The 18644-nt window shown below is 70.1% G+C and carries 19 protein-coding genes; 11 read left to right on the plus strand and 8 right to left on the minus strand.

All coding sequences use genetic code 11. From position 1 onward, the window contains the following. The first annotated feature begins 18 nt into the window (after positions 1 to 18). From EDD30_RS16910 to EDD30_RS16930, 5 genes are all read left to right on the plus strand, one after another. Positions 19 to 2808, plus strand: coding sequence for an AbfB domain-containing protein (locus tag EDD30_RS16910; protein ID WP_211277892.1), 2790 nt, complete (start codon positions 19 to 21; stop codon positions 2806 to 2808). A gap of 5 nt (positions 2809 to 2813) precedes the next feature. Further along, on the plus strand, positions 2814 to 4739 hold the full coding sequence (locus tag EDD30_RS16915) for a sugar ABC transporter ATP-binding protein (RefSeq protein WP_244945282.1): 1926 nt from the start codon (positions 2814 to 2816) through the stop codon (positions 4737 to 4739). Then, positions 4736 to 5707 carry an ABC transporter permease gene (locus EDD30_RS16920; protein WP_071807499.1) on the plus strand — a complete coding sequence of 324 codons (972 nt, stop codon included), beginning with the start codon at positions 4736 to 4738 and terminating at the stop codon, positions 5705 to 5707. Before EDD30_RS16915 ends, EDD30_RS16920 begins: the two co-directional genes overlap by 4 nt. After that, positions 5704 to 6840, plus strand: coding sequence for an ABC transporter permease (locus tag EDD30_RS16925; protein WP_244945283.1), 1137 nt, complete (start codon positions 5704 to 5706; stop codon positions 6838 to 6840). The genes EDD30_RS16920 and EDD30_RS16925 overlap by 4 nt, the downstream gene beginning before the upstream one ends. 239 nt (positions 6841 to 7079) lie before the next feature. Beyond that, positions 7080 to 7475, plus strand: coding sequence for a thiol-disulfide oxidoreductase DCC family protein (locus EDD30_RS16930; RefSeq protein WP_071807498.1), 396 nt, complete (start codon positions 7080 to 7082; stop codon positions 7473 to 7475). A gap of 4 nt (positions 7476 to 7479) precedes the next feature. On the opposite strand, the gene EDD30_RS16935 is transcribed toward EDD30_RS16930, so the two are convergent. The 3 genes from EDD30_RS16935 to EDD30_RS16945 form a co-directional block, all read right to left on the minus strand. Next, positions 7480 to 8181, minus strand: a complete 702-nt coding sequence (locus EDD30_RS16935; protein ID WP_123678328.1) for an anti-sigma factor family protein — start codon at positions 8179 to 8181, stop codon at positions 7480 to 7482. Beyond that, entirely contained in the window at positions 8178 to 8699 is a 522-nt protein-coding gene (locus EDD30_RS16940) for a sigma-70 family RNA polymerase sigma factor (protein ID WP_071806874.1), read from the minus strand. Before EDD30_RS16940 ends, EDD30_RS16935 begins: the two co-directional genes overlap by 4 nt. 124 nt (positions 8700 to 8823) lie before the next feature. Beyond that, positions 8824 to 9726 carry a neprosin family prolyl endopeptidase gene (locus EDD30_RS16945; RefSeq protein ID WP_244945284.1) on the minus strand — a complete coding sequence of 301 codons (903 nt, stop codon included), beginning with the start codon at positions 9724 to 9726 and terminating at the stop codon, positions 8824 to 8826. Between the two features lie 574 nt (positions 9727 to 10300). Here EDD30_RS16945 and EDD30_RS16950 point away from each other — a divergent pair. Both EDD30_RS16950 and EDD30_RS16955 read left to right on the plus strand, forming a co-directional pair. Beyond that, positions 10301 to 10768: a cysteine dioxygenase gene (locus EDD30_RS16950; protein ID WP_071806868.1), complete on the plus strand. Its 468-nt coding sequence runs from the start codon at positions 10301 to 10303 to the stop codon at positions 10766 to 10768. 14 nt (positions 10769 to 10782) lie between these two features. Next, positions 10783 to 11136: a rhodanese-like domain-containing protein gene (locus EDD30_RS16955; RefSeq protein ID WP_071806872.1), complete on the plus strand. Its 354-nt coding sequence runs from the start codon at positions 10783 to 10785 to the stop codon at positions 11134 to 11136. Positions 11137 to 11191: 55 nt separating this feature from the next. Here EDD30_RS16955 and EDD30_RS16960 read toward each other — a convergent pair whose 3' ends face one another. Both EDD30_RS16960 and EDD30_RS16965 read right to left on the minus strand, forming a co-directional pair. Beyond that, positions 11192 to 11887 carry an anti-sigma factor family protein gene (locus EDD30_RS16960; protein WP_071806867.1) on the minus strand — a complete coding sequence of 232 codons (696 nt, stop codon included), beginning with the start codon at positions 11885 to 11887 and terminating at the stop codon, positions 11192 to 11194. After that, the gene (locus tag EDD30_RS16965) at positions 11884 to 12435 is read right to left on the minus strand and encodes a sigma-70 family RNA polymerase sigma factor (RefSeq protein WP_071806866.1); all 552 of its coding nucleotides are present in this window, start codon (positions 12433 to 12435) and stop codon (positions 11884 to 11886) included. The genes EDD30_RS16960 and EDD30_RS16965 overlap by 4 nt, the downstream gene beginning before the upstream one ends. A 162-nt stretch (positions 12436 to 12597) precedes the next feature. On the opposite strand from EDD30_RS16965, the gene EDD30_RS16970 reads away from it, so the two are divergent. Then, a complete protein-coding gene (locus EDD30_RS16970) occupies positions 12598 to 13347 on the plus strand; it encodes a hypothetical protein (protein ID WP_071806865.1) in 750 nt (249 codons plus the stop codon). Position 13348: 1 nt separating this feature from the next. Here EDD30_RS16970 and EDD30_RS16975 read toward each other — a convergent pair whose 3' ends face one another. Then, a complete protein-coding gene (locus EDD30_RS16975; protein WP_071806864.1) occupies positions 13349 to 13915 on the minus strand; it encodes a hypothetical protein in 567 nt (188 codons plus the stop codon). Between the two features lie 31 nt (positions 13916 to 13946). Continuing rightward, positions 13947 to 14309 (minus strand): hypothetical protein, encoded by a 363-nt coding sequence (locus EDD30_RS16980; RefSeq protein WP_071806863.1) that lies wholly within the window; start codon positions 14307 to 14309, stop codon positions 13947 to 13949. 160 nt (positions 14310 to 14469) lie between these two features. On the opposite strand from EDD30_RS16980, the gene EDD30_RS16985 reads away from it, so the two are divergent. Continuing rightward, the gene (locus tag EDD30_RS16985) at positions 14470 to 16221 is read left to right on the plus strand and encodes a putative bifunctional diguanylate cyclase/phosphodiesterase (RefSeq protein WP_170047412.1); all 1752 of its coding nucleotides are present in this window, start codon (positions 14470 to 14472) and stop codon (positions 16219 to 16221) included. On the opposite strand, the gene EDD30_RS16990 is transcribed toward EDD30_RS16985, so the two are convergent. Then, positions 16184 to 16792: a TetR/AcrR family transcriptional regulator gene (locus EDD30_RS16990; protein WP_071806861.1), complete on the minus strand. Its 609-nt coding sequence runs from the start codon at positions 16790 to 16792 to the stop codon at positions 16184 to 16186. The genes EDD30_RS16985 and EDD30_RS16990 overlap by 38 nt on opposite strands. 172 nt (positions 16793 to 16964) lie before the next feature. On the opposite strand from EDD30_RS16990, the gene EDD30_RS16995 reads away from it, so the two are divergent. Then, entirely contained in the window at positions 16965 to 17861 is an 897-nt protein-coding gene (locus tag EDD30_RS16995; RefSeq protein ID WP_071806860.1) for an ABC transporter permease, read from the plus strand. Next, entirely contained in the window at positions 17854 to 18624 is a 771-nt protein-coding gene (locus EDD30_RS17000; protein WP_071806859.1) for an ABC transporter ATP-binding protein, read from the plus strand. Before EDD30_RS16995 ends, EDD30_RS17000 begins: the two co-directional genes overlap by 8 nt. Positions 18625 to 18644: the final 20 nt, after the last annotated feature.

Here is an 18644-nt window from a genome sequence, read left to right on the forward strand (position 1 = left end):
CGGAGAAGGAGGACCGCCGTGACCGACCACCGACCTGGATCCTGGCGCCGCCTGTTCGCCGTGATCGCCGCCGCGCTGACGTGTTCGGCCGGCGCCCTCCTCGTCATCCAGTCCCCCGCCGCAGCGGGAGCCCTCCGCCTCACCCAATCTCCCGCCGCGGCGTTCGAGCCGAAGACTCCCCCGCTCAGCACGCCATGGACGGACCAGGTGTCCACCGTCAACCCGCTCCCGGAATATCCGAGGCCGCAGCTCACCCGGCCCGACTGGCAGAGCCTCAACGGCATCTGGCAGTTCTCGGGCGCCGCCGACCTCGACACCCCGCCGGTGAACACTGCGCTCGGCGAGGAGGTGCTGGTGCCGTATCCCATCGAGAGCGCTCTCAGCGGCATCATGCGGCGCCAGGACTACTCGTACTATCGCCGCAGTTTCACCGTCCCGACCGGCTGGTCGGGCCGCAACGTGCAGCTCAACTTCGGTGCGGTGGACTGGCAGTCGAAGGTCTGGGTGAACGGCACCCTGCTCGGCACGCACGAGGGCGGCTACGACAAGTTCTCCTACGACATCACCGCCGCGCTGCGGCCCGGCGCCAACGAGCTCATCGTCGGTGTCTGGGATCCGACCGACAGCCAGGACATCCCGGTCGGCAAGCAACGCCTGGGCCGCGGCGGCATCTGGTACACGCCGTACTCCGGCATCTGGCAGACCGTCTGGCTCGAGCCGACGCACGCCGCGCGGATCACCCGCCTCGACACCACTCCCAATGTCTCCGCGGGCGGTCTCGACCTGGTCGTCCAGGCGGCGAACGCCGGCGGTCTGCCGGTCACCGCGCAGGTGCTCGCCGGCGGCACGGTGGTCGGCACGGCAACTGGCACGGTCGGCTCCTCGTTCCGCATTCCGGTCCCGGACGCCCGTCTCTGGAGCCCGGACGACCCTTTCCTGTACGGCCTGAAGGTCACCCTCGCCGGCGGTGACGTCGTGGGCGGCTACTTCGGCATGCGGTCGCTGGGCAAGGCGATGCTCGGCGGCGTACTGCGGCCCACCCTGAACGGCAAGTTCGCCTACCAGCTCGGCACCCTCGACCAAGGCTACTGGCCCGACGGCATCTCCACCGCGCCGACCGACGCCGCGCTGCGCTTCGACCTGGAGCAACAGAAGGCACTCGGCTTCACCATGGTCCGCAAACACATCAAGGTCGAGAGCGACCGCTGGTTCTACTGGGCCGACCGCCTCGGCCTGATGGTCTGGCAGGACATGCCGGCGCTGGCCAGCGGCCGCGAACCCTCGGCCGCGGGCCGCCAGCGCTTCGAGCGGGAGCTCAAGGAGATGATCGACGAGCACAAGGGCATCACCTCGATCGTCCAGTGGGTGCCGTTCAACGAGGGTTGGGGCGAATACGACGCCGGCCGCATCGCCGACACGGTGCAAGCCTGGGATCCCACCCGCCTGGTCAACCACAACTCCGGCTCCAACTGCTGCGACTCCGACCCGGACCCGGGCAACGGCGATGTGATCGACGACCACATGTACGTCGGTCCCGGCATCACCCGCGCGCCCAGCGCCACCCGGATCGCGGTCAACGGCGAGTATGGCGGGCTGGGCCTGCGCGTACCCGGGCACGAGTGGCCCACCGCCGGCAAGTTCGCGTACGAATGGCTGCCGGACTCCACCGCCCTGACCGACCGCTACGTCCAGATCACCGGCAAGCTCGTCGACCTGATCAACGGCAACGGCCTCTCCGGCTCCGTCTATACCGAACCGACGGATGTGGAGGAGGAGCTCAACGGCTTCTTCACATACGACCGGAGGATCCGGAAGATGGACTTCGCCCGCGTCCGCGAAGTGCACCTGAGGGTGCTCGGCGCGGCGAACGGCACCACGCTGCCGACGAACCGGCTCGCCTCACTGCGGGTCACCACGCCCGGCTACACCGACCGCTACCTGCGGCACCGGGACGGTCTGGCGCGAACGGACGTGATCACTACCGGCAGCTCGGCCACCGACCGGCAGGACGCCACCTTCTTCGTACGGCCTGGGCTGGCGAACGCCGCCTGCTATTCCTTCGAGTCGCGCAACTTCCCCGGCCGTTACCTGCGGCATCGGGAATTCCGCGTCTACAACGAGGCGAACACGGGCGGCTCCTTCGCCGCCGACGCAACGTTCTGCGCGCGACCGGGCCTCTCCGGCGGCGGAACCTCCCTCGAAGCATCCAACATGGCCGGTCACTATCTGCGGCACCGCAACGCGGAGGTGTGGATCGACCGCGACACCGGCGGGTCGTTCATAGACGACGCCACCTGGGCGGTCTCCGCGCCGCTGTGGCGCAGCGGGGCAGGCTTGTCGGTCGGGCAGAAGCGCTCGTTCCGGGTGACCACGGCCGGATACGACAACCGTTACCTGCGCCACCGCGACGGCCTGGCGCGAACAGACGTGATCACCACCGGCAGCCCAGGCAGTGACCGGTCGGATGCCACCTTCACGGTGCGCGCCGGCTTCGCCGACACGAGCTGCTACTCGTTGGAATCGGTCAACTTCCCGGGCCAGTTCCTCCGACACGCGGGATACCGCCTGCAAAGATCCGCCGACGACAACACGGCGCTCTTCCACCAGGACGCGACATTCTGCGCCCAACCGCCGCTCAACGGCGGCGCGGGCAACGTATCGCTGGAGTCCCTCAACTACCCCGGCTACCACTGGCGGCACTACGCCGAAGCGGTCTACATCGCCGTGCACGGCGGCGGCAACACCTGGGACAGCCCGGGCAACTATGCCGCCGACGCCACCTGGCACGACGCCGACCCGCTGGGTTGACGGTCATGGCGCTGCTCGAAGTCGTCGACGTCTCCAAGGAGTTTCCCGGCGTACGCGCCCTGGACCGGGTGTCCTTCACCCTGCAAGCGGGTGAGGTGCACGCCCTGGTCGGTGAGAACGGCGCCGGAAAGTCCACCCTGATCAGGGTGCTGACCGGCGTCCACCACCCGGACGGCGGCGAACTGCGCTACCGCACCGCGCCGACCCGGTTCGACTCGCCGATGGAAGCGCAGCGAGCCGGCATCTCCGCGATCCACCAGGAGGTCAACCTCATCCCGCTGATGAGCGTGGCCCACAACCTGTTCCTGGGCCGGGAGCCACGCACCGTGCTCGGCCTGCTCGACGACAAACGCATGATCCGCGAGGCCAGAGAGATCCTGTCGCGCTACGGCGTCGCCACCGACGTACGCCGGCAGCTCGGCACTCTGGCCCTGGGCGCCCAGCAGATGGTCGCCCTCGCCCGAGCGGTGATGATCGACGCGAGGGTCGTCATCATGGACGAGCCCACCTCATCCCTGGAACCCCGAGAGGTCGAAACCCTCTTCGGCGTCATCCGCGACCTGCACGCCAGAGGCATAGGAATCGTCTACGTCAGCCACCGCCTCGACGAGCTGTACCAGATCTGTGACACGGTCACGATCCTCCGCGACGGCAAGGTGGTGCACACCGGCAGGCTCGCCGACCTGGAACGCGTCCGGCTCGTCGCCCTCATGCTCGGCCGAGAGATCTCAGCGGTACGCCGCCAGGGCTTCACCACCTTCACGACCCACCACACCGGCGCACCGCCGGACGTGCCCAGCAATCCGCAAGCCACCCCGACCCACGCATCGCCCGACGGTCATCCCGTGTTGAGGGTGGCCGGTCTCAGCAGTAGGCACCGGTTGCACGACATCGGCTTCGCGGTGCGGCCGGGCGAGGTCGTGGGACTGGGTGGTCTGCTCGGCGCCGGGCGCAGCGAGACGATCAAAGCGATCGGCGGCGCATACCCGGTCGACAGCGGCACCATCGAGGTCGACGGCAGGGAAGTCAGGCGTCCCACCACCGTCCGGGCGGTGCGAGCCGGCATCGCCGTGCTGCCCGAGGACCGCAAGGCGGAGGGCATCGTGGCCGGTCTGTCCGTGCGGGAAAACATCGCGCTCGCCGTCTTACCCCGCGTATCGAGGCTGGGCCTGGTATCCGACCGCAAAATCGACGAGATCGTCAACCGATACATGACCCGCCTCCGGATCAGGGCCTCGAGCCCCCACCAACGCGTCGGCGACCTCTCCGGCGGCAATCAGCAGAAGGTTCTGCTAGCCCGACTCCTCGCCACCCACCCCCGGATACTGCTTCTCGACGAGCCGACCCGCGGCATCGACGTCGGCGCCAAGGCCGAGGTGCAAGGCCTGATCGACGAGTTGGCCGCCGAAGGCCTCGGCGTGGTGCTGGTCTCCTCCGACGCCGAAGAACTGGTCGAAGGCTCCGACCGAGTCGTCGTCCTCCGCGACGGGAGCATCATCGGCGAACTACGCGGCGACAACGTCACCACGGAGGCCCTCCTGCACACGATCGCAGCGGCAGCGCACGAAGCACCACCGACCAGAACACCAACGTCCGGCGCCCCGACAGCCAACGAAACGACAGCATCCGGCACGCCAACGACCGAGCCCTCAGCGCCCGCGCCGACGACGGCGACGAATCAGCCGACGCCGCTGGAGGACGACGACGAACAAGACGGCGACAGCAGAGACCGCGACGCACAAGACACCGCCCTCGACCCCGACGACAACGGACGAGACTGCGGCGCCCGCAACCGGACCAGCAACGACGGCTGGGGCGGCGTCGGCGGCCGAGGCGGCATCGGGGGCCGAGGCGGCATCGGGGGCCGAGGCGGCATCGACGGCTGGGGCGGCATCGACGGCTGGGGCGAGGGCGCCGGAGGTGGGCGATGACGACTGAGGTCGTGGCCGGGGCGCGGGCCGTCGTGGATCAGGGCCGGGTGCGCGCCTGGCTGCCGAGGTACGGCGTCTACGCCGCGATCCTGGTCCTGGTCGCCTACAACCTGCTCTTCACCCCGAACTTTCTCACCCTGAGCAACCTGCGCATCCAGCTCGTCCAGGTCGCCCCGGTCGTCATCGTGGCGCTCGGGATGGCGCTGGTGATCGGCACGGAGGGCATCGACCTGTCGGTCGGCTCGGTGATGGCCCTGGCGGCCGCGCTGATCCCGCTCTATCTCGGTTACGGCGTCATCGCGGCGATCCTCGTCTCGGTTCTTGCCGGTGCGGCAGTCGGCCTGGTGAACGGCATCTTGGTCGCCCGGGTCGGGCTGCAGCCCATCGTGGCGACCCTGGCAATGTTCGTCGGCGGCCGGGGGCTGGCACTGGTCATCTCCGATGGGCAGCTCAAGGACGTCCGCAACGAGAGCCTGCTCCTCCTCGGCTCCGGCGACTTCCTTGGCATTCCCCTGCTGGTGTGGATCGCCGCGCTCCTGGTCGCCGTCGTCGCGTTCGTGGTCCGGCGGACGGTTCTCGGCCGGCGCCTCCTCGCCATCGGCGGCAACCGCGCCGCGACCGAACTCGCCGGCGTTCCGGTCACCCGCGTTCTCCTCACTGTCTACATTGTCTGCGCCGTCCTTGCTGCGCTCGCGGGATTGCTTGCCGTCGCCCGCATCCAGTCCAGTGACGCCTCCTCGGTGGGGATGCTCATCGAGCTATCCGCGATCACCGCGGTGGTAGTCGGCGGAACTCCGCTGACCGGCGGCACGATCCGCGTCGTCGGCACCGTCGCCGGCGCCCTCCTCATGCAACTGGTGGTGGCCACGATGATCAGACACAACCTGCAGCCCTCCACCGCCGAGATGGTGCAGGCCGTCATCATCCTCGTCGCCGTCTTCGCCGCCCGGGAGAGGAAGACCCGGTGAACCCGCACATCAATCCGCAGCCCCAACCCGAGACGCGCCGTGACGATTCACCAGCCACCACCGCAACGGCCCCATCAACAACAAACACAGACGCCACCCACACAGCCCCCGCGACAGCCAGAGCCGTAGCCACGGCCGCGGCGGCGGACCCGGGCGCCACGGCCGACCTGCGCCGGACGCAGCGCACCGACCGCCTGGTGGAGCTGGTCCAGCGTCAGGGCGCGCTGGCCGTTCTCATCACGGTCGTGGTCATCGCCTCGGTGGCGTTCCCTCACTTCCGCAGTTATGACAACGCCGGCACGATTCTGATCGCCGCGGCGCCGCCCGCTCTTCTCGCGCTCGGCATGACATTCGTCATCATCACCGGTGGCATCGACCTTTCCGTGGGATCTCTTTATGTCCTCGGCGGCGTGACCTCAGCCTATTCGTCTCAGTGGGGTTTGATTCCGGCATTCTTCTTACCATTGGTCGTGTGTGGACTGTTCGGCCTGATCAATGGACTGCTCATCGCTCACACGCAGATGGCGCCGTTCATCGTCACCCTGGCCGCGCTGCTCGGCGCTCGCGGCCTCATGCGTGCGCTCAGCGATGAGGGTTCCACCACCTACCTCGTCAGCGACGATGCGTTCCGCGGATTCGGCACGGGTGCGTTCCTCGGCATCGGCTACCCGGTGTGGCTGGTGGCGGCGGTCTTCGCCCTGGGCATGGTGCTGTTGTCCCGCACCCGGTTCGGGCATGCGGTCTACGCCGTCGGAGGGAGTGAGGATGCCGCGCGTCTCATGGGCGTGGCGGTGCGGCGTACCAAAGTGTGGGTCTATGTCTTGTCCGGTCTGCTCGCGGGCCTGGCCGGGGCGATCAACGCGGCCAAGCTCGGCTCCGGCGTCACCGTGCTGGGCGTCGGCATGGAGCTGGATGCCATCGCGGCGGTGGTCATCGGCGGCACGCTGCTGACCGGCGGCGCGGGCACCATCGCGGGCACGATCGCGGGGGTCCTGCTGCTCGGGGTGATCCAGAACATGATCAATCAGGTCGGCAGCGTGCCCGGCAGTTTTCAGCAGGTCATCAGCGGCGCGTTCCTCGCCGCGGTGGTCGTCGCACAGACCTACCTGGTCCGCCTGCGCCGCGTGACCTGACACGAAGGCCCCACCGGGCGGTCAGAAACGCACGTCCCGAAGCCGCGCCAGCCGAGGAACACCCGTAACCAGGAGACGCGCCCAAGGGACACGCAAACCAAAAGCCGCACCAGCCGAAGGGGCACGCAACCTATAGCCGAAGGCAGCGCGCAACCAAGAAGCCGCGCCCAGCCGATCCGGGGGCCCGCGCGAACAGAGGGCGCGCCGGCCGCAGACACCCACCCTGGCAGGATGGCCACATGACCACGCCAACCTTCGTGTACGACGGCGACTGCGCATTCTGCACCTCCTGCGCCCACTTCATCGAGCGCCGCATCCCGTCCCGCGCCACCGTGGTCCCCTGGCAGTTCGCCGACCTGGACGCCCTGGGCCTCACGCTCGCACAGGTCGAGCAGGCCGTGCAGTGGGTCGCCCCGGACGGCACGATCGCCTCCGGGCCGGACGCCATCGCGCTGCTGCTGCGCGACGCCGGGCGCTTCTGGGAGGTGCCGGGCCGGGCGTTGCAACTCAGGCCCGTCGGCCTGCTGGCCTGGCCGGCGTACCGATGGATCGCCGGCCACCGCCACCTCATGCCGGGCGGCACGGCGGCGTGCTCGCTGCCGCAGGCCACGCGCGAGCGGCTGTACGGCTCCTGACCCTTCAGTTCAGGCGTGCCGTCCCCAGCACGTGGCCCTGTCCGTCCGCCACCGCCACCGTGCTCACGTCTCGCAGTTGGATCGAGCTCGCCCCGGTCACCTTGGCGTTCCCGCTCGGGGTGGGTCCCCACGTCGCGGCCTGTTCGGTGGTGCTGCCGCCGGCCTTGCGGACCTGGCAGACGAAGGGTCCGCGGCCGCTGAGCCGGGACACCGTCAGGTCGATCGAAACCCCCCAGGTCTTGCCGGTGAGCACGGCCTGACCGGAGAGACCGCTGCCCGCGGCGGGCTCGAGGGTCGCGGTGACCGCGGGCGGCTGGCTCGGCGCCGCCTGGGGTGGGGGCGGTGACGGCCGCTCGTCCTGCTCCAGGATGAGTCCCGCCGAAACACCTGCGACGAGCGCGACTGCCACGGCGGCCAGCCAGCGTGTTCCGCGGCGGCGGCGTTGCCGGGCACGCTCCGCGCGCATCCGGCCGAGCAGGCTTTCGATCCGGGCCGCGCTGGGCCGCTCGCCGGGTGCGACCGCCGCCGGCGGGGAGTCCTGCAAGGACCGCAACAGCTCGGGTACGCGCCCGAGCCGCTCCACCTCGGCGCGGCAGTCGTCACAGTCCAGCAGGTGCGCGTCGAGTCGGTCGGTGTCGGCGTCGTCGAGGCCGCCGAGCAGGTGCCCACCGAGCAGTCTGCGCAGTTCGTCGTGGTCGGGGATCATCGCAGCACCCCCATCTCCTCGAACGCCTGCCGCAAGGCCCGTACGGCGTAGTACGCGCGGGACTTCACCGTGCCCTCGGGGACCGACAGGTTCCGGGCAGCGTCCGCGACGGTCTGTCCCTCGTAGTACATGGCCTGCACCACGGCCCGGTGGTCGGCGGAGAGCCGCTCCAGCGCCTCGGCGACCAGCCAGCCCTCGACCATCTGGTCGACGTTGTCGGCGGCCGGTGCGCCCTCGACCGCCGCCTCGTCGGCGACGAGATGCGGCCGGCGCTGTTCGGCCCGCCAGGCGTTGATCACCACGTTGCGCGCGATGGTGAGCAGGTAGGACCGGGTGCGCCCCGGGTCCGGGTCGAGGTGGTCGATGTGCCGCCAGGCCCGCAGCAGAGTCTCCTGCACCAGGTCCTCGGCCTTGTGGCGGTCGTGCACGTAACGGGAGATGAAGCTGAGCAGGACCGCGTAGTGCTCGGTGTAGAGCGCGGTCATCAGCTCCTCGTCGGGGCTGACCCGTCGCCTCATGGCTGCCTCCCGTCGGTGCTCCGCCTCGTTGTACACCGGTGGAGGCCGCCCGGTTCGATCCGCGCGCGACGCACAGGCCCGGTCCCCTCGAACGGGGACCGGGCCTGTGCCGGGGAGAGTTTGCTCAGCAGGCTCCGGGGCCGCCGAAACGGAAGGTCCGGTCGCTGAGGGACAGGACGCCGTAGTGGGGGCTCGTGGCCCGTACGGTCGCCTTCGGTTCCGGTCCGTTGGTCATCGAGATCGTGCCCATGCGGGCCGCGTTCCCGTCCGACACCACGAGGCCGTTGCCCATGTCGGTGCAGGGCCTGTCGGTGGACGCGGCGACCTCGCCGAACCACTGGGTCAGGCCGCCGCGGGTGTAGGTGCCGTCCCAGAGCCAGTCGGGGAAGTAGCCGATCCACTCCGAGTCGTACGCGATCCACCACACGCCGCCGGAGTGCTGGATGCCGAACCGCTTCTGCACGCCGGTCGGCAGGGTGTCGCCGGGTTTGATCGACGCGTTGCCGTACACCTCGAAGCCGCACGCGTTGTAGCAGCTCGGCTCGCGGTTCTTCCAGTAGTAGACGAACAGGTGCGGGTCGTCGTCGCCGTTGACCTGCCGGTCCACCGTCCAGCCGACCTCCACGATCTGCCGGCCGTCCGCGGACTGCACCGCGATCTCGGCCAGCGTGTGGTAGTCGCCGCCGGCCAGCTCGGGCTTGGCGATGCTCACGTTCGCCCAGGTGCCGTCGGTCTCGCCGGTCTGGGTGCCGACCGCGTAGTGGAAGAACACGTCGCCGGGCTCCCGGGTCAGCGGCCCGGCGGGCGGCGGCGCCGGCGGCACGATGGAGGAGTGGACCTTGCGGAGGATGCCGGCCTTCGAGTTGCGGCCTTTCGGCGCGTATTCCGGCACCGGGACCAGCGAGCCGCTCGGGTCGGCCGACGCGGCGTCCGCCCCCGCGGCCGCGATCGCGGCGCTGCTGGCACCGGCCCGGGCCCGCTTCAGTTTCGACGGCCGCTCACCCCACGGCAGCAACGTCGGCGGCACGGGAACGGGGTCGCCCGCGCCCACCTTTCCCGCGGCCCCGGGGACCGGCGAGGAGGCCGGTGAGGCGGATGAGTCGGCACTGGCTTGCAAGGTCCAAACGGTTCCCATGGAACCGACTACGGCTACGGCAAGGCCGGCGGCGAGCACACCGCGGCGGGGTTTCGACACGTGTCCGTCCTCGTTTGTGGGGGGAGCTCGAAGGGGGGAACGAGGGGAGACCTCCGGGCACCCGCTCTCGCAGGCGACGCCGACCATATAACGCTTTGGATACCGGTGGCTGCGCTCGCGCGACCATTCCGCCTGATCGGTGGAGGTCATGGGCCGATCCGGTGAATCATCGGTCAATTCGCTCGACCCTGAGTATCTGCACAGTCGCTGTGGGACATATTTCTTGCACCCGCAAAGAAAGAGGCAAACTGCCGTGAGGTTCTTTCGGGTAAAGCGTCGGAAGAATTGCTCCATTGATCAATTGAGCCGCCGAATTGATCGCAACCGGCGCGCCGCGCGCACCCGGCCCTCCGGGAGGGTATAACCTAGTGAACTCATAGGTTATGTATGCAACCGGGGAGCCGCCATGACCGACATCCGCGTCGACCACCTCGCCATCGCCCATCGCCTGGCCGCCGTCCCACAGTCGTGGCCGGTGACCCCACAGTTCGACGCCGTCGACCGGTGGTACCACCGGCTGGCTGCGGAGCCGGACCACGAGGTATGGCTGCTGACCTGGCTCCCGGGCCAGGGCACCGACCTGCACGACCACGGCGGCTCGGCGGGGGCGTTCCACGTCTTCTCGGGCACGCTCGTCGAGGAGACCGTCGCCGACTCCCCCGGCGGCCCGCCCAGGGTCACCGTGCGCGAGCTCGGCGAGGGCGCCGGCCGGCGGTTCGGCACCCGGCACATCCATCGGATCACCAACCGCTCGAACCGCCCGGCCGTCAGCATCCACGCATACGGGCCCGCCCTGACCACCATGACCCACTACCGCATCGGCGCATCCGGCCTGAATGTGATGACGGTCGAACGCGCAGGCGCTCAGTGGTGATCGGGATCGACGAGATGCTGGCCCGGGCCCGGGCCGGCCTGGTGCGCCTGAGCCCGCAGGAGACCCACGGCGCCATGGCTCGCGGCGCGGTCCTGATCGACATCCGCCCGGCGGCGCAACGGGGCGATCACGGCGAGATCCCCGGCGCGATCATCATCGAGCGCAACGTGCTCGAATGGCGCCTCGACCCGAGCAGCGACGCCCGCCTCCCGTTCACGCACTACGACCTCGAGGCGATCGTGACCTGCCAGGAGGGTTACACGAGCAGCCTGGCGGCGGCCGCGTTGCAGGAGCTCGGGCTGCGCCGGGCGACCGACCTCGAGGGCGGCTTCAAGGCATGGCAAGAGGCGGGCCTGCCGACCACGTGAGAGCAGTGCCGCCGTGCCGGCACCCGGAGGAGGACGGGTGCCGGCACGGCGGGCGTCACACGGTGACGCTGGTGTACTGCTTTCCACCCTCGGTGACCACCCGCACCGAGGCGACCTGATCCGGCGGCACCAGCGCGCTGCCGTCGAGCGTCGTGCCCGCGTTGGCGCCCGCCTCCGAGACGACCCAGCTTCCGGCCAGGACCGACGTGCCGTCCTTGGCCACGACCTCCAGCCGGCACCGCTCACCCTGCGGAATCCCGGACACCGTCGCCTTGACCCGCACCCAGCCGGGTGCGGGCGCAACCGCGACCGCGATCTGCGCCTTCGTCGCCGGGTCCTGCGCGGCCGCCGTCCTGGTCCCCGGCACCGGCAGCACCGGCTGGGCGATCCCCGGCTCCTTCGGCGCGTCCGGTACGGTCGACTGGCCGACTGCCACGCCGGTGGCCACCGACGCCGCAACCACTACCGCGGCGGCGACTCCCACCAGGGCCGAGCGTCGATGCCGGCTCCCGGCCGATTCCTTCCGTATCTGCCGCAGCGTGCGCTGCAACAGCAGGTCCGCGTCGTCCGGCGGCCCGTCCAGCAGCATCGCCTCGGGCACCGCTTCGAGCGCCATCGTCCACTCCCGCAGGGATTCCACCTCGGCCCGGCACTCGTCGCACTCGGCGAGATGCTCATCGACCTCGCGGATCTGGTCCGCGTCCAACGACTTCGTCAGGTAGCCGGCGAGGTCCACGTGATTCGTCTTCATGAGGCAGACCGTTCCGTTCCGGCGGGGCTCAGCGACCTCTGCTCGCGTAATGCCCGGAGTGCATAGAAAGAGCGTGACTTGACGGTCCCGGGCGGGATACCCAGCGTCTTCGCCGCCTCCGTCACCGTGCTGCCCTGCAGATAGAGCTGCTCGAGGACCTCGCGGTGCTCGGCGGAGAGCCGGCTCAGCGCGTCCACGACCACCATCGAGTTGACCACCCGTTCGGCGTGGTCGTCCTCGGACGCCACCTCCACCGGGCTTTCCCGCACCTCGGGGGCGCGGGCGTTACGGGCGCGGACCTGATCGACGACGATGTTGCGGATCACGGTGAGCAGCCAGCCGCGCACCGAGCCCTTGCCGTTGACCAGGCTGTCCGGGTGCCGCCACGCGCGGACCAGGGCCTCCTGGACGATGTCCTCGGCGGCCACGCGGTCGCGCGTCAGCTGCGTCGCGTACGCGAGCATCGCCCGCCCGTGTTCCTCGAACAGCGATCTGACCAGCGCCTCATCAGCCACCTCCCGGCGACGGTGGAGTCTCAACCCCGGCATCTCTTCCCCCCGGTGACGGCGGTCCCCATGACCTCGACCCCCGATTCGTCGCTCTGACTCTCCACACACGTATGCCGCGTCACAACGGTTCAAGCAAACATCACTGAACCGGATCCGGCAGGACTCCGTGTGGAGTACATCCGCTTCACAAGGGGGAGAAAAATGAAGCGCACCAGCCTCGCCGCCGTGGCCATCGCCGCGACCGGCGTGTTCGGGCTCACCGCCTGTGCCCAACCCACCGAGACCGCCGCCGTCGAGGTCGCGGCCGCCCGGTCCAGCACGCCGCCGGGCGCGGACGCGCCCGCGGACCCCGAGGGAGTCGCGGTCCCGGAGCTGGCCGGCGCCGAAACGCCCGACCCGCCGACGGCCCCGGTTCCCGAGCCGACCGTCGCGAAGACCCAGAAGTGGGTGAAGATCTACAACGGTCCGTCACGCAAAGACGTCACCCCGCCGGCGAGCATCCGTACGGGAAGCAAGACGGTCGAGCTCGCGGCCACCCCGAACGCCCAGATCGGCACATACGTCACCGACGGCGCCGGGCGCACGCTCTACCGCTTCGACAAGGACAGCAACAAGCCGCCGAAGGCCACCTGCAACGGCGACTGCGCGAAGGCCTGGCCGCCCCTGCTGATCAAGTCGCCGGGCAAGATCTTCCCGCAGGGGCTCGACCCCAAGATCCTCGGGTACGTCGAGCGCGCGGACGGCACGTGCCAGGTGACGATCAACGGCTGGCCGGTGTACTACTTCGCGAAGGACTCCAAGCCGGGCGACATCCTCGGCCAGGGCGTCAACGGCACCTGGTTCGCCGTGAATCCCCAGGGTGGCAAGACCAAGCCGCTGCCGGACGCGATCCAGCCCGCCCCCGAGCAGGGCGGCGAGGGCGGCGACGCTCCCGCCGACGCGGGCTACTGAGTCAGAGCGGGTAGACGACGCCCGAGCGGCCGCTGTACGGGTGCCGCGTCCCGTCCTGTTGGTAGCCGGTGTCCGGGGCGTCCAGCCAGACCACGTACGGCACCTTCGAGGAGAGTCCGCTGATCGTGGCGGTGACCGTGCAGCCGTCGCCGGCGGGCACGTCCTGCCAGACGTAGGGCGGCTGGGTGCCGGAGACCACGGTCTGGTCGACCGCGGTGATGCGGTAGGCGGAGGAGTACTGCCGGGGCCAGGTGACGGTCAGCTTGCCCGCGCCCGGGGTGACCTCCATCGGGATGTGGACCGGGTCCACGGTCCACTCCTTGGCGCAGTCCCCCGGCGGCGCGGGCAGGAACGACACCGGCGGCAGCGCGGGCGGACGGGAGCCGCTGTAGGAGACCTTCGGAGTCGCCGTGGGGCTGCCGGCGGCGACCACGATCCAACTGTCGCCGGGTACGGGAGTCTCGCTCGCGGAGGGCGTACCCGTGGCCGAGCCGAGCCCCAGGGCTCCGCATCCGCTCAGCGCGAAGGGGACGGCGAGCACCGGCACCAGGAACTTGAAGAGCCGCATGCCTGAAGTTTCGGTCCGCCGGACGGATCCGTTAGCCGCAGCGTTCGGCGACCTTGAAGAGCTGGTGCCCGGCCATCTCGAGGCCGTACTCGGCGGGCTCCACGCGCGTCCGGAGGCCGGACTCGTCGCTGAGCAGCAGGCCGGCGCCGTCGGGGCGGTAGGTGCCCTTCGCGTTGCGGCGGCGCCCGGCGACCTTGCCCTCGTACGACCAGTCCTCGCCCAGCACGAGCCGCACGGTGTCGTCCGCGTTGCGCCAGTAGCCGGCGTAGTCGTCCGGCCGCCCGTCCGGCCGCGGCTGTGACAGCCGCACGGCGTCGTCGGACTTGCCGCCGAAGGCGAGGGCGAGCAGGGACGCCGAGGTGAAGATGGTGGCGTCGAGGTCACTGGTGCGCATGATGCTCCGACAGGCGTCCGGGGGCGGGGGACCTCTCCATTCGGCTGCCTTGAGCTGTTCTTGAGGACAAGGCTTCCCGGCTCAAGGCGACGTAAAGCTCATGCGGCGCTCGCCGTGGCCGATTCTCCAGGTCGACACCCCCGGCCCGGAGAGGAGCGACATGAACCAGCGCCGCGCTGTGCTGTCCTTCCTCGCGCCGACCGCCCTGGGCGCGGCGCTGTTCGCCCAGACGCGAGCCCTGCACCGCAGGGAGCGGCGGTTCCGCCTGCTGACTCAGAACTCCAGCGAGATCGTGATGATCACCGAGCCGGGCGGCCGGATCACGTACACCGGCCCGGCCGTCTCACGCGTGCTGGGCTGCCGGCCCGCCTCGATGACGGGTACGGACCTCCGTCGCCGGGTGCACCCCGACGACCTCACCATCGCGGTCGCGCATCTCGCCGAGGTCGCCGCGCACGCGGGAGCCACCTCCACCTGCCGGGTGCGCCTGGCCCACGAGGACGGCTCGTACCGGACGTTGGAGATCGTCAGCGCCAACCTCCTCGACGAGCCGAGCGTCCTCGGCATCGTGAGCAACTGCCGCGACGTCACCGAGACGGTCCGCGCCCACGAGCGGCTCAGCTACGAGGCGAGCCACGACGTGCTGACCGGCCTCGGCAACCGGGCCCTCTTCAGCGCCCGTCTCACCGACGCCGTCGCCCGGGCCGGACAGCAGCCGATCAGCATCGTGCTCGTCGACCTGGACGACTTCAAGACGGTCAACGACACCCTGGGGCACGCGGTCGGCGACGGCCTGCTGGTCGAGGTCGGCGAGCGGATGCGTGCCCACGTACGCCCGACCGACACCGTGGCGCGGCTCGGCGGCGACGAGTTCGCGATCCTCCTCGAGGGGCTCGGCGGCGGCGACGTCGACCGGGTGCTGGAGCGGATCGCGGACGCGCTGGCCGTACCCGTGGACATCTCCGGGCACCTCCTGGCCGTCCGCGCGAGCTACGGCGTTGTCGACGGCCGCGGCGGCGACGACGTCGGCGACCTGCTACGCCAGGCCGACATCGCCATGTACGAGGCGAAGGAGCGCGGCGAGGGCGGCTACCAGCGCTACCGGCCGGGCTCCGAGGCTCCGGGCGCCGAGCGGCGTCGCATCACCGCGGCCCTGACCGCCGCCCTGGAGCGCGACGAGCTGGTGCTGCACTACCAGCCCGTGGTGGCCCTGCCCGAGGGACGGCTCACCGGAGTCGAGGCGCTCGTGCGCTGGAACCATCCCGAGCGGGGGCTGCTGGGGCCGGGCGACTTCATCCCCGGCGCCGAGCGCACCGGAATGATCGTGCCGCTGGGCCGCTGGGTGCTGCGTGAGGCCTGCCGGCAGGCCGTGGCGTGGACCGCGGAGCTCGGCGACCAGGCACCCGGCACGATGTCGGTGAACGCCTCGGCGCGCCAGCTCCAGGAGGCCTCGTTCGCGGTCGACGTCGCCGCCGTCCTGGCCGAGACCGGGATGGATCCACGACGGCTGACGATCGAGATCACCGAGTCCACCGCCGTCGGTGGCGGCGCGACGCAGGAGAGCCTGCGGGCCCTGCGCGCCATGGGCGTCCGGTTGTCCCTGGACGACTTCGGCACCGGGGCGTCGACGCTCAGCCTGCTCGCGAACTGCCCGGTGGACCAGATCAAGCTGGACCGGTCCTTCGCACCGGTTCCCGGCCCGGACGCGATCGCCGGGGCGGTGCTGCAGATCGCCCGGGCGATGGGCGTCGAGGCGGTCGCGGAGGGCGTCGAGACCTCCGCGCAGGCGGCGAAGCTGGGTGATCTCGGTTACGTTCGGGCGCAGGGTTTCCACTTCGCCCGGCCGATGAGCCCGGAGCAGATCGCGGCCGCGATCAGCGAGCCGGCGGAGTCCCTCGCAGCGCCGCGATGACGGCGCCGGCCAGCCTCTCCAGGTAGTCGTCGCCGATCGGCGTGCGGGACACGGCGAGCCGCCAGTAGAGCGGGCCGACCATGAGGTCCACCGCGAGCTCCGGATCGGCGCCCGTGGGCAGCTCGCCGCGCTCGACGGCCTGTCCGACGATCTTCTCCCCGACCGCGAGCTGGTGGGTGCGCAGCGCTCGCTGGAGCGTCTCCGCGATCTTGGGATTGCGCGCCGCCTCGGCCATCAGGTCGGGAATGATCTGCGAGGCGATGCGGTGTTGCAGCGCCTTGCTGACGACGAACATCAGGAGTTGCAGGTCGGTGGCCAAGCTACCGGTGTCTGGCATCGGCACGCTACGCTCGGCCACGCCGGAGACGATCTCAAGGACCATCTCCAGCTTGTTGCTCCAGCGGCGGTAGACCGCGGTCTTGCCGACCCCGGCACGGCGCGCCACCGCTTCGATGGAGAGCCGGCCGTAGCCGACTTCGGCCAGCTCGTTCATCACCGCGTTGCGGATCGCCGCGGTGATGTCGCCGCGGAGCACCGCCGCTCCGGCGGGTGCACGTTTCCCTGTCGCCACGGGGACACTATACGCGAGGACGCAACGGTTGCGTTTCGACGTTCCTTCGGCTACATTTCGGGTTAACGTCGATACGACGGCGTTTCATCGCGGCACACTGATTACTGTGATCCCGCGCAAGTCACCCAGGTCCACCACCCCTGACGGACCGACGAGATCGGAGCGCTACCCCATGCCCCAGACGGCGGTCGCCGATTCCGACACCGGCATCCCGCTGAGAGAGTTGGCTCGCCGGCACGGCCTCACGGCGGCGGGCAGACTTCCCAGCCTGCCCGCGTACACGCGGTTGCTGTGGTCGTACCGCCACTTCATCACCTCGTACGCGAACGCCAAGGTCACGTCCTCACTGGGCAAGACCCGGCTCGGCATGGTGTGGCAGGTGCTGACGCCGCTGATCAACGCGGCCGTGTACTTCGTGATCTTCGGGGTCCTCCTCGGCACCTCCCAGGACATCAAGAACTTCGTGCCCTACCTGTGCACCGGCGTCTTCCTGTTCCAGTTCACCCAGTCGGTGGTCCAGGCGGGCATCCAGTCGATCAGCGGCAACCTCGGGCTCATCCGGGCGCTGCACTTCCCCCGCGCGAGTCTGCCCCTGGCGATCACCACGGTCGAGGTCCGCAACATGCTCGCCTCGATGACCGTCCTGATGCTGATCGTCCTCGGGTCCGGCGAGCCGCTGACCCTGGACTGGCTGCTGGTCGTCCCGATCTTCCTGCTCCAGGCGATCTTCAACGCGGGTCTCGCCATGGCCGTGGCCCGGCTCGGGTCCAAGGTCGCCGACTTCAAGCAGCTCGTGCCCTTCATCATGCGGATCTGGCTCTACGGCTCCGCCGTCCTCTACCCGGTGACCATGTTCGAGCAGAAGCTCGACGGCTGGCTGCTCGCGGTCGTCGAGGCCAACCCGCTCCTCGTCTTCATCGACCTGATGCGTCACGCCCTGATGGAGGACGTGCCGCTGGCGGCGTCCCCCATGGTGCTGTGGCTGGAGGCCGTCGCCTGGACGCTGGTGGTCGGGCTCAGCGGTTTCGTCTACTTCTGGCGCGGAGAGAAGGGCTACGGCCGTGGCTGACGAGCGTCAACCCACCGTGATCGTGGACGACGCCCACGTCGTCTACCGGGTGCACCAGGCCGGCGGCGCGGGTACGCACAGCCCGGTCGCCAGCCTCAAGCGAATCGTCACCGGCACCAAGCCCGCCACCCTGCGGGAGGTGCACGCGATCAAGGGTGTGAGCTTCGTCGCGTACAAGGGCGAGGCGATCGGCCTGATCGGCACCAACGGCTCCGGCAAGTCGACGCTGCTGCGGGCCATTGCCGGCCTGCTCCCCGTCGACAAGGGCGCGATCTACGCGGCCGGCCAGCCCTCCCTGCTCGGCGTCAACGCGGCCCTGATGAACGACCTGCCCGGCGAGCGCAACGTGGTGCTCGGCTGCCTCGCCATGGGCATGACCCCGGAGCAGGTGAAGTCCCAGGTCAAGGAGATCATCGACTTCTCCGGCATCAACGAGAGGGGCGACTTCAGCTCGCTGCCGATGCGGACGTACTCCTCCGGCATGTCCGCCCGGCTGCGCTTCTCGATCGCGGCGGCGAAGAAGCACGACGTGCTGCTCATCGACGAGGCGCTGGCCACCGGCGATGCGAAGTTCCGCAGGCGCAGCGAGCAGCGGGTCCGCGACCTGCGCGCCGAGGCGGGCACGGTCTTCCTGGTCAGCCACAGCGAGCAGTCGATCCGGGACACCTGCGAGCGCAGCATCTGGCTCGAGTCCGGGCTGATCCGTGCCGACGGCCCGACCGCGGACGTGCTCAAGGAGTACGAGGCGTACGTCAAGAGGTGACGACCAGGGCGGCCCGGCGG

The organism is Couchioplanes caeruleus (genome assembly GCF_003751945.1).
Taxonomy (GTDB): Bacteria; Actinomycetota; Actinomycetes; order Mycobacteriales; family Micromonosporaceae; genus Actinoplanes; species Actinoplanes caeruleus.

Bases quoted from the DNA above. Each gene is read 5' to 3' on its own strand.
- EDD30_RS16915 (WP_244945282.1), top strand. From the start codon at position 2,814: ATGGCGCTGCTCGAAGTCGTCGACGTCTCCAAGGAGTTTCCCGGCGTA.
- EDD30_RS16920 (WP_071807499.1), top strand. From the start codon at position 4,736: ATGACGACTGAGGTCGTGGCCGGGGCGCGGGCCGTCGTGGATCAGGGC.
- EDD30_RS16930 (WP_071807498.1), top strand. From the start codon at position 7,080: ATGACCACGCCAACCTTCGTGTACGACGGCGACTGCGCATTCTGCACC.
- EDD30_RS16935 (WP_123678328.1), bottom strand. From the start codon at position 8,181: ATGATCCCCGACCACGACGAACTGCGCAGACTGCTCGGTGGGCACCTG.
- EDD30_RS16940 (WP_071806874.1), bottom strand. From the start codon at position 8,699: ATGAGGCGACGGGTCAGCCCCGACGAGGAGCTGATGACCGCGCTCTAC.
- EDD30_RS16950 (WP_071806868.1), top strand. From the start codon at position 10,301: ATGACCGACATCCGCGTCGACCACCTCGCCATCGCCCATCGCCTGGCC.
- EDD30_RS16955 (WP_071806872.1), top strand. From the start codon at position 10,783: ATGCTGGCCCGGGCCCGGGCCGGCCTGGTGCGCCTGAGCCCGCAGGAG.
- EDD30_RS16960 (WP_071806867.1), bottom strand. From the start codon at position 11,887: ATGAAGACGAATCACGTGGACCTCGCCGGCTACCTGACGAAGTCGTTG.
- EDD30_RS16965 (WP_071806866.1), bottom strand. From the start codon at position 12,435: ATGCCGGGGTTGAGACTCCACCGTCGCCGGGAGGTGGCTGATGAGGCG.
- EDD30_RS16970 (WP_071806865.1), top strand. From the start codon at position 12,598: ATGAAGCGCACCAGCCTCGCCGCCGTGGCCATCGCCGCGACCGGCGTG.
- EDD30_RS16975 (WP_071806864.1), bottom strand. From the start codon at position 13,915: ATGCGGCTCTTCAAGTTCCTGGTGCCGGTGCTCGCCGTCCCCTTCGCG.
- EDD30_RS16980 (WP_071806863.1), bottom strand. From the start codon at position 14,309: ATGCGCACCAGTGACCTCGACGCCACCATCTTCACCTCGGCGTCCCTG.
- EDD30_RS16985 (WP_170047412.1), top strand. From the start codon at position 14,470: ATGAACCAGCGCCGCGCTGTGCTGTCCTTCCTCGCGCCGACCGCCCTG.
- EDD30_RS16995 (WP_071806860.1), top strand. From the start codon at position 16,965: ATGCCCCAGACGGCGGTCGCCGATTCCGACACCGGCATCCCGCTGAGA.